The following is a 13,666-nucleotide window of genomic DNA, read 5'->3' as shown; positions in this document are numbered from 1 at the left end:
GTCCGAAGGTTTAGGGCCGGACGGTACACGTCATAGTTGTGGTTAACCAAACCAAATCAATACTGCCATCCAGCATGACTGATACGCGATGCAGGGCAGGACGATGACGAGTTTCGTGCGCAACGGCCGGGTGCTCTTCAAGGTAGCGGTGCCGCTCCTCCTCATGACGCTCGTCACCGCCGGCCTCGTCGCCTATGCGCGCAACGCGCTCAACGACCTCGCCTTCCGCTCCCGCGAGATCGTCGATGTCCAGGCCGCACGGCTGGAGAACATCCTGAACGTCCGGCTCGGCGTGACCGAGGCGACCGTCCAGAGCCGCAACATCATCATCGAGCTCCGCGAGGAGCAGATGGCGGGCTACAAGGCACGCTACGACGCGGCGGTCACGCTGACCTACGCCTCCGTCGACAGGCTGATCGGCCTCGCCGATACGGCGGAGCGGCGGCAGGCCAACCAGAAGCTGCGCGAGATCATCGAGGCGTACTACGTCCTCGCGGACCGTGTCGTGGCCCTCGGGCTGAAGAACGAGGGCGACGCCGCGTCCAAGCTCGCGCTGATCGAGGGCTCGGCGGCGCGCGCGAAGGTCCGCGAGGCGGTTCAGACCCGGATCGACCTGCTGACGCAGCAATTCGCGCAGGCCAAGGCCGACGCGCAGGCGCAGGCCGATCAGGCGACCACGCTCCTGGTCGGCGCGACCGTCGCGGGTCTGCTGGCGGCGCTCGGGCTCGCCGGGACCATCGTGGTCGTCGGCATCACGCGGCCCCTCGGCGGCCTCGTCGGGGTTCTCCAGCGGATGGCCCAGGGCGAGGTCGACTCCGAGATCCGGGAGGCGGGGCGGGGCGACGAGATCGGCGCCGTGGGCCGGGCCGTCGCGGGCATCCGCACGATGGTCGCCCGGAAGGCGGCCGAGGAGGCCGAGCGCCGGCAGATCGCGGACGAGGCTGCCGCCGCCGAGCGGAGGCGCACGATGCTGGAGCTGGCGGCGGGGTTCGAGACCGCCGTCGGCAGCATCGTCGGCCGGGTCTCGTCCTCGGCGACGGAGCTGCAGGCGACGGCGCAGCAGATGACGGCCACCGCGACCGCGACGGCCGACCAGTCGACTACCGTGGCGTCGGCCGCCGAGGAGGCCGCCGCCAACGTCACCACGGTCGCCTCCGCCGCCGAGGAGCTCGGAACCTCTGTGCAGGAGATCGGCCGGCAGGTCTCCGGCTCCGCCGACCTCGCCCAGCGGGCAGTCGGCGAGGCCGACCAGACCGCGACGCTGGTGCACGAGCTGAGCGAGGCCGTCGCGCGCGTCGGCGACGTGGTGCAGCTCATCTCCACGATCGCGGCGCAGACCAACCTGCTCGCGCTCAACGCCACCATCGAGGCGGCTCGCGCCGGGGAGGCGGGCCGGGGCTTCGCGGTGGTCGCCGCGGAGGTGAAGGAGCTGGCCAACCAGACCGCGCGGGCCACCGACGAGATCGGCGGCCAGATCGGGCGCATCCAGGGTGCCACCGGACAGGCGGTCGGGGCGATCGGCTCGATCACGGCGCGCATCCGCGAGATCAATGCGGTGGCGACGACGATCTCCGCGGCGGTCGAGGAGCAGGGCGCCGCGACCCAGGAGATCGTGCGCAACGTCGCCGAGGCCTCCACCGGTACCACGAACGTCACGACGAACATCGCGGGCGTCGCCCAGGCCTCGGAGGAGACGGGCGCCGCCGCGACCCAGGTCCTGGCCTCGGCCTCCGAGCTGTCGCGCCAGTCCGAGCACCTGTCGGCGGAGGTGCACCGCTTCCTGGCGACGGTCCGGGCGGCCTGATCGGAGCCGGGCGGGGACGCCGGATTTCGCGGCGCGCCGGCGCGGATAGGCCCGCGCCCTCCCCCGGCGCAATCCTGAGGCCCCGCGCCGCCTTGGGCGGACGCGGGCAGCGCGACGCGCCCCACCCGTGCGGGAGAGGATCGGGGACCAGGGCCCCCCCCCGCGGCCCGGCTTGCAGGCCGCCCCCTCGCCCGGGCAAGGTCGGGCCGGCGGCAATGGGGACGAACGCGTGGGCCTGATCCTGATCCTCGGCATCGGCCTCGTGGCCGGCATCGTCAGCGGCGTCATCGGCACGGGGTCGTCGATCATGCTGGTGCCGGTGCTGGCCGCCGTCTACGGGCCGAAGCAGGCGATCCCGATCATGGCCGTGGCCGCCGTGATGGCGAACGTGTCGCGCATCCTCGCCTGGTGGCGGGAGGTGGATCGGCGGGCGTTCGCGGCCTACGCGGCGACCGGGGTGCCGGCGGCCGTCGTCGGCGCCCGCACGATGCTGGTCCTGCCGCCGCGGGCCGTCGATCTCGCCATCGGGCTGTTCCTGCTCGCCATGATCCCGGCGCGGCGGTGGCTCGCCGCCAACCTCGTCCGGCTCCGGCTGCCGCACCTCGCGGTGGCGGGCGCCGTCATCGGGTTCCTGACCGGCATCGTCGCCTCGACGGGGCCGGCCTCGGTTCCGGTCTTCCTCGGCTACGGGCTGACCAAGGGGGCGTTCATCGGGACCGAGGCCGCGGCCTCCCTCGCGATCTACGCGACCAAGACCCTGACGTTCCAGGGGGCCGGTGCGCTGGGGACGGACGACCTCGCCCGCGGCCTCGTGGTGGGAGCCTCGCTGATGGCCGGGGCCTTCATCGCCAAGCCGTTCGTGCTGCGCCTCGCGCCGGACGCCTTCCGGCACATCATGGACGCCCTGCTGCTCGCCTCCGGTGCCAGCCTGCTGTGGGGCGCCGCCCACTAGGCGGCCCGGGGCCTGCTCAGGGCGTCGCGCCGAGGCGGCGGCAGAGGGCGTCGAGCTCGTCGGCGGACTCGTAGCGGATGCGGATCTCGCCGGTGCCGCTCTGCTTCGACCGGACGGCGACGCCGAGGCCGAGGGCGCGGGCCATGGCCTGCTCCAGGGAGCGGATCTCGGCGGTCTTCTCGGTGAGACCGCGCGGCCGGCCGGGGCGGGGCCCCTCCGTCTCCGGCGCCTCCGCGGAGGCGAGGGCCTCCACGTCGCGCACCGAGAGCCCCTCCTCCACGATGCGCCGGGCCACCGCCGCGGGATCGCGCACCGCCAGCAGCGCGCGGGCATGCCCGGCGGTGATCTCGCCCGCCACGACCCGGTCCTGGATCGGGGCCGGCAGCTGGAGGAGGCGCAGGGTGTTGGCGAGGTGGCTGCGGCTCTTGCCGAGGATCTCGGCGAGCTCGCGCTGGCTGTAGGAGAACTCGCTCATCAGCCGCTCGTAGCCGGCGGCCTCCTCGATGGCGTTGAGGTCGGTGCGCTGGACGTTCTCGAGGATCGCGAATTCGAGCGAGGCCTTGTCGTCGATCTCGACCACCACCACCGGCACCTCGGTGTGGCCGGCCCGCTGGGCGGCGCGCCAGCGGCGCTCGCCCGCGACGATCTCGAAGGTGCCGGGCACGCTGGCCAGCGCCCGCGCGACGATCGGCTGGATGATGCCGCGGGCGCGGATCGACTCCGCCAGCTCGTCGAGCTCGGTGTCGCTGAAGCGCCGCCGGGGGTTGCGCGGGTTCGGGCGCAGGAACTCGATCGCCACTTTGCGCTGTGGCTGGGGGGCGGACCCGTCGGCGGGCGGTCCCTGAAAATCCCCGATCAGGGCCGCGAGGCCGCGCCCCAGCCGGGGCCGTGCCCCTTCGTCCGCCATCGCTGCCACCCGCACCACTCCGTTACGCTTGCATGAGACCGCGCGATGCGGCCCCGGGAACCCGTCAGGCCGCCACCGGCACCCGGCCTTCCCGCTGGATCACCTCGGAGGCGAGGCGCAGATACGCCTGCGCGCCCGCGCATTTCAGGTCGTAGAGCAGGACCGGCTTGCCGTGGGACGGCGCCTCCGAGACCCGCACGTTGCGGGGGATCATGGTCTCGTAGACCTTCTCGCCCATGAAGCCGCGGACATCCGCCACCACCTGCGCCGAAAGGTTGTTGCGCGGGTCGAACATCGTCAGCACCACACCCTGGATGGTGAGGCGCGGGTTGAGCGCCGCGCGAACCTGCTCGACGGTGCGCAGAAGCTGGCTCAGGCCCTCCAGGGCGAAGAACTCGCATTGCAGGGGCACCAGCACCGCGTCGGCGGCTGCCAGGGCGTTGATGGTGAGGAGGTTCAGGGAGGGCGGGCAGTCGATCAGCACGTAGCTGACGCGCTCCGGTCCATCCGCGGGGTCGAGCCCCTTCAGGATGTTGCGCAGGCGGTGCGCCCGGTCCGGCGCGCTCGCGAGTTCGAGTTCGAGGCCGAGCAGGTCCATGGTGGAGGGCGCCACCGACAGCCGGGGCACGGCGGTCGGCACCACGGCCTGGGCGAGCGTCGCCTCGCCGGCCATGACCTCGTAGGTGGAGACCCGGCGCTGGCGGCGATCGATGCCGAGACCCGTCGAGGCGTTGCCCTGCGGGTCGAGGTCGATCACCAGCACGCGCTCGCCGATGGCGGCCAGCGCCGTGCCGAGGTTGATCGCCGTCGTGGTCTTGCCGACGCCGCCCTTCTGGTTGGCGAGCGCGAGGATCCGCAGCGGCCGCTCCGCTTCGGCAGGGGAGGGCGAGGCTTCGCTTGTCATGGTTTCGCGGGGCTCTCGGGGCTTACGGGCTCTCGGGATCGAGGGCGGTGACGCGAACGATCCGCGCGGCCGAGTCGGTTTGGCTCGGCAGCAGATCGTAACGGAATCTCCACGCTTGCGCTGCCTCGGTCAATTCAGCTTCGACGTCACGCCCTTTGGGAAAAAGCCCGGTGGTGCCGCTTTTCAACAGCGGCGCGGTCCAGGCGAGGAGCTGGGTGAGGGGCGCGAGCGCCCGCGCGCAGACGATCTCGGCGCCGGCGTGGTCCGCGATGACCGATTCGATGCGGGCGTTGTGGACTAGGGCCGGCGCGCCGGTGAGCCGCGCCGCCTCGCTCAGGAAGGCGCATTTGCGGGCGTTGCTCTCGACGAGATCCACGGCGAAGCCCGGGCGCTCGGCCCCCGCGATGGCGAGGATCAGGCCGGGTATGCCGGCGCCGGAGCCGAGGTCGAGCCAGCGCGTGGCCTGGGGCGCCAGGGCGAGGAGTTGCAGCGCGTCGGCGACGTGGCGCGTCCAGACCTCGGCGAGCGTCGCCGGACCGACCAGATTCTTGACGCGCTGCCAGCGTTGGAGCTGCGCCACGTAGAGATCGAGTCGCTCGGCTGTTTCACGTGAAACACCCGCGAGGACGCGCTCCCGGTCGCCCATCAGGCGTCGAGCCCCGCACGGTCGCGGCGGGCATGGGCGGCGAGCAGCGTGAGGGCGGCCGGCGTGACGCCCTCGATGCGGGCCGCCTGCCCGAGCGTCCCGGGCCGGACGGTTTCGAGCTTGGCGCGCATCTCGTTCGACAGGCCGGCGATGCGCCCGTAATCGAGCCGGCTCGGCAGCGCCACCGCCTCGTCGCGCCGGAAAGCGGCGATGTCCGCCCGCTGCCGGTCGAGGTAGACCGCGTAGGTCGCGTCGGTGCGCAGGCGCTCCGCCACCCGGGGACCGACCGCGGCCAGCTCCGGCCAGACGCCGGAGAGGCGCGCCCAGTCGATGTCCGGATAGGCCAGGAGCTGGAAGGCCGTGCGGCGAATGCCGTCCTGGTTGAGCGCGATGCCGTGGCGCTGCGCCTCGGCGGGTGTGAGGCTGAGGGCGTCGAGGCGCGCGCGCGCCGCCTGCAGCGCGCCTTGCGAGGCCGCGAAGTGCGCGGCCCGCTGAGGCCCCACGCAGCCGAGGGCGACGCCCCGCGCGGTGAGGCGCTCGTCGGCATTGTCGACGCGCAGGCTGAGCCGGTACTCGGAGCGGGAGGTGAACATCCGGTAGGGCTCGCTCACCCCGTGGGTGACGAGGTCGTCGATCATCACGCCGAGGTAGGATTCGGCCCGGTCGAACACGGCGGGCTCGGTGCCCCCGGCGTAGCGCGCGGCGTTCAGCCCCGCCACCAGCCCCTGTCCCGCCGCCTCCTCGTAGCCGGTGGTGCCGTTGATCTGGCCGGCGAGGTAGAGGCCCGGCAGGCGCTTCACCGCGAGGCTCGCGTCGAGCTCGCGCGGGTCGACGTAATCGTACTCGATGGCGTAGCCCGGCCGCAGGATGGCGGCGCGCTCCAGCCCGGGGATCAGGGCGACGAGGTCCCGCTGCACGTCCTCGGGGAGGGCGGTCGAAATGCCGTTCGGGTAGACGGTCGGGTCGTCCAGCCCCTCAGGCTCCAGGAAGATCTGGTGGCCCTCCCGGTCGCCGAAGCGCACCACCTTGTCCTCGATGGAGGGACAGTAGCGCGGGCCCCGGCTGGCGATGCCTCCGGAATACATCGGCGAGCGGTGGAGGTTCCCGCGGATCAGGTCGTGGACGGCCTGCGTCGTCCGGGTGATGCCGCAGCGGATCTGCGGCGTGGTGATCCGCTCGGTGAGCGCGGAGAACGGCACCGGATCGGCATCCGCCTCCTGCATCTCGAGGCCCGCCCAGTCGATGGTGCGCCCGTCGAGGCGGGGCGGCGTGCCGGTCTTGAGGCGCCCGAGCGCCAGCCCGAGCCGGTCCAGGGTCGCCGCGAGGCCGATCGCCGGAGCCTCGCCGACCCGGCCCGCGGGGATCTGCACGGGGCCGATATGGATGAGACCGCGCAGGAAGGTGCCGGTGGTGAGCACCGCGGCGCCGCAAGGGAGGGTGCGGCCGTCGGCGAGGACGACCCCGGTGAGCCGGCCGGCCTCGATCCGCAGATCCTCGGCGCTCCCCTCGATCACGTCGAGGTTGCGGGTCGCGGCCACCGCGTCCTGCATGGCGGCGGCGTAGAGCCGGCGATCGGCCTGGGTGCGGGGGCCGCGCACGGCAGGCCCCTTGCGCCGGTTGAGCAGGCGGAACTGGATGCCGGCCGCGTCCGCCACGCGCCCCATCAGCCCGTCGAGGGCATCGACCTCGCGCACGAGGTGACCCTTGCCGAGGCCCCCGATCGCCGGGTTGCAGGACATGGCGCCGATCGTGTCGGCGCGGTGCGTCAGCAGGGCGGTGCGGGCCCCGCAGCGCGCCGCGGCCGCGGCCGCCTCGACGCCCGCGTGGCCGCCGCCGATCACCACGACGTCGTAGCTTCGGGAGGTGTCGCCGCTGTTCCGGATCATGCGGTGATTTGGCGGCGCCGGCCCGAAAGGTCAACGCCGGCCGCGCGCCCGGAGGCCTGCCGCTCCGGTAGGCAGCACCGTTCAAGATTTGAGCGATGAATGCAATATTCGATTCAGGTCGATCACGCACCGCAGGCTTGCGTCGCAAAATCTATGCTGAAATCCCCGTGCCGATCACAGATCATCGCCCGGGAGATCCCCAGAGACCCGAGCCGGGCGGCAAAATCGACTTGGCATCACGATTGCCTAAGCAGTTCATAACGGACATTATCCGGCGCACACCGGCCGATTCCCTCATCGGCCGGTGCGCGCCGACGCGTCGGAGGTCAGCCATGGGTACCTGGGTGGTTGGAATCGGGGCCCTGTGCTGCGCGAGCGGGGCCATCGCGCACTTCACGGACACGACGCGCCGCAAGGAAGGCCTGTTCGGCCTCGCGGGCTTCGTCTTCCTCCTGACCGGCATGTTCCTCAGCCGCTCCTGAGCGGGCCGCCCTGGGGGCCCCCTACTTGCCGATGCAGAAGCCGGAGAACAGCCGGTCGAGCACGTCCTCCACGCCGACATGGCCGGCGACCTCCCCGAGCGCCCGGACCGCGAGACGCAGGTCCTCCGCCACCAGTTCCGGCAGCGCGCCGCCCGGCGCATCGGCCACCCGGCCGAGATGGTCCACGCAGCGCGCGAGCGCGTCGCGGTGGCGCTCCCGGGTGATCAGCGCCGTCCCGCCCCCGAGCGCGCCGCGCGCCCGCGCCTCGATCGCGTCGAGCAGGGACGAGATCCCCGCCCCGGTCAGCGCCGAGACCGCGAGATCTTCCCCGGTCGATCCCGTGAGATCCGCCTTGGTGCGCACGACGAGCGCGCCGTCCGGCGCGCCCTCGTCCTCCGCAGCATCGGGCGCGCGCAGGTAGAGGACGAGGTCGGCCTCCGCCATCCGGTGCCGGGTCCGCCGGATGCCCTCGGCCTCGACGGCGTCCCCGGTCTCGCGCAGGCCCGCCGTGTCCACCAGCACCACCGGCAGTCCGCCGAGGTCGCAGCGCACCTCGATGGCGTCGCGGGTGGTGCCCGGCACCGCCGAGACGATGGCGGCGTCGCGCCGGCTCAGGGCGTTGAGGAGGGTCGACTTGCCGGCATTCGGCGCGCCGGCCAGCACCACCGTGAAGCCCTCGCGCAGGCGCTCGCCCCGCCGCCCGTCCGCCAGGGCGGTGCGGATCGCGTCTCGCAGGGCGCGGGCGCGGCCGGACAGGGCGGCATCGAGCCCGGCCTCGTCCACGTCGCCCTCGTCGGAGAAGTCCAGGGCCGCCTCGGCCGCCGCCAGGCCGTCCACCGCCTCGGCGCGCCAGGCCGCCACCTGCCGGCCGAGCGCCCCGTCGAGCTGGCGCAGGGCCTGGCGCCGCTGCGCCTCGGTCTCGGCGTCGATCAGGTCGGCGATGCCCTCGGCCTCGGTGAGGTCCATCCGGCCGTTGAGGAGGGCGCGGCGCGTGAAGGCGCCGGGGTCCGCGTGCCGCAGGCCCGGCAGCGCCGCGAGGGCCCGCAGCACGCCCGCGCGCACCGCGAGGCCGCCGTGCAGGTGCAGTTCGCCCATGTCCTCGCCCGTGAAGGTCGCGGGGCCGGGCAGCCAGGCGACGAGGGCGCGGTCGAGGAGGATTCCGGTGCCGGGCTCGCGGAGCGGCCGCAGGGAGAGCCGCCGCGGCGGGGGCAGGGCGCCGCACAGGGCCGAGAGCGCCGGTCCCGTCTCCGGCCCGCTGATGCGGATCACCGCGACCGCGGCGCGGCCGAAGCCGCTCGCGGGCGCGAAGATGGTGCTCGTGCCGCTCATCCCGTGCCCGTTGCCCGTGCCCGCTGCGCCGCGGATCGTGGGTGTCCGGAAGCGCGGGGTCCCTTACGTGTTCATCGAGTCGAAGAAGTCGCCGTTGCTCTTCGTCTGGCGGAGTTTGTCGAGCAGGAACTCGATCGCGTCGGTGACGCCCATCGGGTTGAGGATGCGGCGCAGGACGTAGGTCTTCTTGAGCGAGTCCGGCGGCACCAGCAGCTCCTCCTTGCGGGTGCCGGAGCGGGTGATGTCGATCGCCGGGAAGATGCGCTTGTCGGAGACCTTGCGGTCCAGGATGATCTCGGAGTTGCCGGTGCCCTTGAACTCCTCGAAGATCACCTCGTCCATGCGCGAGCCGGTGTCGATCAGCGCGGTGGCGATGATGGTGAGCGAGCCGCCCTCCTCGATGTTGCGGGCGGCGCCGAAGAAGCGCTTCGGGCGCTGCAGGGCGTTGGCGTCGACGCCGCCGGTGAGCACCTTGCCGGAGGAGGGCACCACCGTGTTGTAGGCGCGGCCGAGGCGCGTGATCGAGTCGAGCAGGATGACGACGTCGCGGCCGTGCTCCACGAGGCGCTTGGCCTTCTCGATCACCATCTCGGCCACCTGCACGTGGCGGGTCGCCGGCTCGTCGAAGGTCGAGGCGATGACCTCGCCCTTCACCGAGCGGATCATGTCGGTCACCTCCTCGGGGCGCTCGTCGATGAGCAGCACGATGAGGTAGCACTCGGGGTGGTTGAGGGTGATCGACTGCGCGATGTTCTGCATCAGCACGGTCTTGCCGGTGCGCGGCGGCGCCACGATCAGCGCGCGCTGGCCCTTACCGATCGGCGCGACGATGTCGATGATGCGCGGCGAGAAGTCCTTCTTGGTGGGATTCTCGAGCTCGAGCTTGAAGCGCCGCGTGGGGAACAGCGGCGTCAGGTTGTCGAAGTGGACCTTGTGCTTGATCTTCTCCGGGTTCTCGAAGTTGATCGTGTTGACCTTGAGCAGGGCGAAGTAGCGCTCGCCGTCCTTCGGCCCGCGGATCGGGCCCTCGACGGTGTCGCCGGTGCGCAGGCCGAAGCGGCGGATCTGGGTCGGCGAGATGTAGATGTCGTCGGGACCCGGCAGGTAGTTCGAGTCGTTCGAGCGCAGGAAGCCGAAGCCGTCCTGCAGCACCTCGACCGTGCCGGAGCCGATGATCTCGACCTCCTTGGCGGCGAGCTGCTTCAGGATCGCGAACATCAACTCCTGCTTGCGCATGGTCGATGCGTTCTCGACCTCGACCTCCTCCGCGAAGGTGATCAGGTCGGTCGGCGTCTTGGCCTTGAGGTCCTGGAGCTTGACCTCGCGCATGCCGTCGAGGTCGGCAGCGACGATGGTGCCCTCGGTGGGCTGGTCCACGGGAGCGAGGACATCGGAATGTGGCGTCATGGGGAGATCTGAACCGTCGAAAAACGAAGGTTGACGGGGGAAGGCGCCGGATCGGCGCCGGTCACGGATGGAAAGGCACCGGAGGCCGGGCCGCACATCGGTCTGGAAGGCCTGAGCATCGTCTTGACCGAGCCCGAACTCGGCCGAGCCCTGCGGCTCGCGGATGCGATACGGCGCTTATAGGAAGGCAGCTCACGAGTATCGCGTTTCCGCACGGGGCTCAAGTCCCGCCGGCGATGAAACCTCGGATTGCTCAGCGCCGCCGCAGGCGCACGTAGAGGGCGCCGCCGCCGCCGTGCTGGCGGCCGGCCTCCTCGAAGCCGAGCACGAGGCCGCGCAATTCGGGGCTCCGCAGCCAGTGGGGTACGCTGCGGCGGAGCACGCCGCGCTCCGAGAAGGCCTCGTCGAAGCCGGCGCCGCCCTTGCCGGTCACCACGAGGACGTGGGCGTGGCCGGAGGCGCGGCAGCGCATCAGGAAGCCCACGAGGGCGGCATGCGCCTCCGCCTGATAGAGGCCGTGCAGGTCGATCCGGGCCTCGACCGCCAGCGTGCCGCGGCGCAGGCCGAGGCGGGCGCGTCGCTCCAGCCCCGCGGGCGCGGCCCTGGGGACAGGCGGCGGCGCCTGGTAGGGCGCCGCGGTCGGGGCCGGGACCGGTGCGGGCTTGCGGGGCCTCTTGCCCGGCGCCTTGCCGGGTGCCTTGCCGGGTGCCTTGCCGGGTGCCTTGCCGAATCCGTCGGGCGGCACGAGGGGCCCGGTCACGGCTTCCGGCATCGGGGCGGCGGCCCGCACGAGGGCCGACTTCGCGGCACCTTTGACCCCTGACTTGGCGTCCGACTTGCCGGTCGAGTCGGGCGGGGCCGGCCGGGCGCGGCCGCGCAGGGGCGTGACGAGGCGGGCGATCTCGCCCCACAGGCGCGCCTCCCCCTCCGAGAGCGTGCGGGGCCGGCGCGGCGGCCTCACGGCTGCCCGCCCGCGGGCTTCGGTGCCGTCTCAGGCCGTTTGGGCAGGAGCACCGTGAAGCCGACCGCGTCGCGCAGGTTGCCGGCTGCGACCCCCGCCTCCGCGCCGGTTCCGAGGTAGAGGTCGCCCCGGGCGGGGCCGACGATGGCCGAGCCCGTATCGGCCGCAACGACGAGGCGCCCGGGCGCACCGTCGCCGCCGGGCAGCGGCCCCTCCAGCCAGAACGGCAGGCCGTAGCGCCAGAGCCCGGCATCGACCGCGAGGCTGCGGCCCGGCACCAGGGCCGCGCCGGCCGCGCCCGGCGGCCCGAGGCCCGGATCGGCGATCTCGGCGAGGCGGAAGAAGATGTAGGAGGCGTTCCGGCGCATCAGGCGCCGCGCCGCGTCGGGATGCGCCCGCAGCCACGCCGTCCAGCGGGCGAGGGTCAGCCCCTCCAGCGGAAGGTGGCCTTCCGCGACGATGAGCTTGGCCACGGAGGTGTAGGGCCGCCCGTTGCGCCCGTCGTAGAGCACCCGCACGGCGCCCCCCTCCGCGAGGCGGACCCGGCCGGAGCCCTGCACCTGCAGCACGAAGAGGTCGACGGCGTCGCGCAGGTAGAGGAGCGGCCGGGCCCGGTCGCCGAGCGCGCCCTCCTCGATGGCGGCCCGGTCCGGGTAGGGCTCGAAGCCCGCGCCGGCCGCGCGCGCGGCGCGGAGCGAGGGGTCGAGGCCCGGCCGCGTCTCACCGGGGGCGAGGGCGACGAGGTCGTCGGGCCGCGCGAGCACGGGGGTCGCGAAGCCCGGCCGCGGGTCGCGCGCGCCCTCGAGCTCCGGCTCGAAGTAGCCGGTGAGGAAGCCGGTGCGCCGCTCCGGCTCGCCCGCGCCAGCCGGACGGACGATCCGGTAGGGCTGGAAGCGGTCCGCGAAGAAGGCCCCGGCCGCCTCCGGCGCGACACCCTCGGCCGCCCGGCAGGCGGCGGCGAGCGCCTCCGGGTCGCCCGCCGCTCCGGCGGCCTGCGGGGGCGCATTGGGCGCCGTCGCGCAGGTACCCCGGAATGCCGCGAGCGCCGCCGCCGGGTCCGGCCCCGGGAAGCCCGGCAGGTCGCGCGGGTCCGCCGGCTCCAGCACGGCACCGCCGACGCGCGGCGGCTCCGCTGCCGGGGCAGGGGCCGCCATCAGGACCGAGAGGAGGGCGAGGAGGCCCGCGGGGCAGGGGGGGCGGGCGGTCATGGGTCTGCGGGGGCGGGGTGCATCATCCGGAATCCGGTCGGCCTCACCCCGCCCGCGGCGAAGCGCCCGATCCTGCGCCGGAGTCCGCGCCGGCCCTTGGCTTCAGTTCCCGGCCTCGGTGGCCACGAGCTGCCAGTTCGGGTCGCGGGTGCCGAGGGTGCGGGCGAAGGTCCAGACGTCCGGCACCTCGACCACGGTCTCGGCGCTGCCGTCGACGACGGCGCCGTTGGCGTCGCGGGTGGCGGTGATCAGGTTCGAGAGGAAGCGGACGGTGATCTGCGCGACGCGGTTGCGCACGTCGACCGCGACGATCTCGGCCTTGTCGATCGACACGAAGGTGGTCTCGACGGTCTGGCGGGCCTTCTCGCGCTCGCCGATCGCCCGCTCGAAGCCCTCGCCGACCTCGCGGGAGAGGAGGCTGCGCAGCGTCTTGCGGTCGCCCTTGGCGAAGGCGATCACGATGGTCTCGTAGGCGCCCTTGGCGCCCTCCACGAAGGCGCGGGGATCGAAGCCGGGCTCGATCTGCATCGCGGCCTCGAGGCCGCGGGCGACGGGGCTGCCGGGCTCCGCGATGCCGCGCAGGTCCCGCGCCTCGGCCACCGCCGCGGCCTGGGCGCGGTCCGGCTGGGGCCGGTCGGCGCCGGGCAGGCGCACCACGTTGTCGCCATCCGGGCGGCCGCCCTTCGGCTCCACCCGGTTGCGCTCCACGGGCTTGAAGGGCGAGCGCTCCGCGCCGGTCTTCTGACCGAGCACCGAGCGCAGGCGCCAGATCACGAAGACCGCCAGCGCCAGGAAGATGATGGTCGTAATGTCGAAGGTATCCTGCATCACCGATCCGATGGTGGCGACCGCGCGGGCGCTGGTTCAAGGCATCTCAAGCACCCGCCACAGGGCCTTTACCCGAGGCCCGCGCAAGGATCGAGCCGAAGATTGCGGGACCGAACGGCGCGGGGCGCGAATCCCGGCCGGCACACCCGCCGCATCGCCCCGATATGGGGCGAGCCCGGGCGGGGTTCCAGGGATCCCCCGGCGCGGGCCGGCCGGATCGCCCTGATCGCCTTGTCGGGGCCGGGCGGGCATGATAGCGCGCTCCCGCGCCGGGCTCGCGGCCTGGGGCTCGCGGCTTGGGGACCGCGACGACCCCTGCGGTCCCGCCCAGGCTCCGGAACTCACGACACGT

Annotated in this window: 12 protein-coding genes; 3 read left to right on the top strand and 9 right to left on the bottom strand. The window is 73.3% G+C overall.

Annotation, left to right across the window (positions count from 1 at the left end):
- Positions 1-103: 103 nt before the first annotated feature.
- Complete coding sequence (locus ACLBXP_RS00995) at positions 104-1,804, top strand: methyl-accepting chemotaxis protein (RefSeq protein ID WP_447665653.1); 1,701 nt, start codon at positions 104-106, stop codon at positions 1,802-1,804.
- Positions 1,805-2,033: 229 nt separating this feature from the next.
- Positions 2,034-2,756, top strand: a complete 723-nt coding sequence (locus ACLBXP_RS00990; protein ID WP_447665652.1) for a sulfite exporter TauE/SafE family protein — start codon at positions 2,034-2,036, stop codon at positions 2,754-2,756.
- Between the two features lie 16 nt (positions 2,757-2,772).
- Here the strand turns inward: ACLBXP_RS00990 and ACLBXP_RS00985 are convergent, their stop codons facing one another.
- From ACLBXP_RS00985 to mnmG, 4 genes are all read right to left on the bottom strand, one after another.
- Positions 2,773-3,663: a ParB/RepB/Spo0J family partition protein gene (locus tag ACLBXP_RS00985; protein WP_447665651.1), complete on the bottom strand. Its 891-nt coding sequence runs from the start codon at positions 3,661-3,663 to the stop codon at positions 2,773-2,775.
- 64 nt (positions 3,664-3,727) lie between these two features.
- The gene (locus ACLBXP_RS00980; RefSeq protein WP_447665650.1) at positions 3,728-4,567 is read right to left on the bottom strand and encodes a ParA family protein; all 840 of its coding nucleotides are present in this window, start codon (positions 4,565-4,567) and stop codon (positions 3,728-3,730) included.
- Positions 4,568-4,589: 22 nt separating this feature from the next.
- Positions 4,590-5,213: a 16S rRNA (guanine(527)-N(7))-methyltransferase RsmG gene (rsmG, locus tag ACLBXP_RS00975; RefSeq protein ID WP_447665649.1), complete on the bottom strand. Its 624-nt coding sequence runs from the start codon at positions 5,211-5,213 to the stop codon at positions 4,590-4,592.
- Positions 5,213-7,099 (bottom strand): tRNA uridine-5-carboxymethylaminomethyl(34) synthesis enzyme MnmG, encoded by a 1,887-nt coding sequence (mnmG, locus tag ACLBXP_RS00970; protein WP_447665648.1) that lies wholly within the window; start codon positions 7,097-7,099, stop codon positions 5,213-5,215. The genes rsmG and mnmG overlap by 1 nt, the downstream gene beginning before the upstream one ends.
- Positions 7,100-7,431: 332 nt before the next feature.
- Between mnmG and ACLBXP_RS00965 the strand changes: the two genes are divergently transcribed.
- The gene (locus ACLBXP_RS00965; RefSeq protein ID WP_447665647.1) at positions 7,432-7,581 is read left to right on the top strand and encodes a hypothetical protein; all 150 of its coding nucleotides are present in this window, start codon (positions 7,432-7,434) and stop codon (positions 7,579-7,581) included.
- A 21-nt stretch (positions 7,582-7,602) separates the two neighbouring features.
- Here the strand turns inward: ACLBXP_RS00965 and mnmE are convergent, their stop codons facing one another.
- The 5 genes from mnmE to ACLBXP_RS00940 all read right to left on the bottom strand — a co-directional run bounded on the left by mnmE (position 7,603) and on the right by ACLBXP_RS00940 (position 13,314).
- Positions 7,603-8,910 (bottom strand): tRNA uridine-5-carboxymethylaminomethyl(34) synthesis GTPase MnmE, encoded by a 1,308-nt coding sequence (gene mnmE / locus ACLBXP_RS00960; RefSeq protein ID WP_447665646.1) that lies wholly within the window; start codon positions 8,908-8,910, stop codon positions 7,603-7,605.
- 63 nt (positions 8,911-8,973) lie between these two features.
- On the bottom strand, positions 8,974-10,317 hold the full coding sequence (rho, locus tag ACLBXP_RS00955; RefSeq protein WP_447665645.1) for a transcription termination factor Rho: 1,344 nt from the start codon (positions 10,315-10,317) through the stop codon (positions 8,974-8,976).
- Between the two features lie 253 nt (positions 10,318-10,570).
- Positions 10,571-11,278, bottom strand: a complete 708-nt coding sequence (locus ACLBXP_RS00950) for a Smr/MutS family protein (protein WP_447665644.1) — start codon at positions 11,276-11,278, stop codon at positions 10,571-10,573.
- The gene (mltA, locus tag ACLBXP_RS00945; protein WP_447665643.1) at positions 11,275-12,486 is read right to left on the bottom strand and encodes a murein transglycosylase A; all 1,212 of its coding nucleotides are present in this window, start codon (positions 12,484-12,486) and stop codon (positions 11,275-11,277) included. Before mltA ends, ACLBXP_RS00950 begins: the two co-directional genes overlap by 4 nt.
- A gap of 102 nt (positions 12,487-12,588) precedes the next feature.
- Positions 12,589-13,314 (bottom strand): Tim44/TimA family putative adaptor protein, encoded by a 726-nt coding sequence (locus tag ACLBXP_RS00940; protein WP_447665642.1) that lies wholly within the window; start codon positions 13,312-13,314, stop codon positions 12,589-12,591.
- Positions 13,315-13,666: the final 352 nt, after the last annotated feature.

The organism is Methylobacterium sp. A54F, from assembly GCF_053346035.1.
This window is presented reverse-complemented; position numbering and strand designations above follow the sequence as displayed.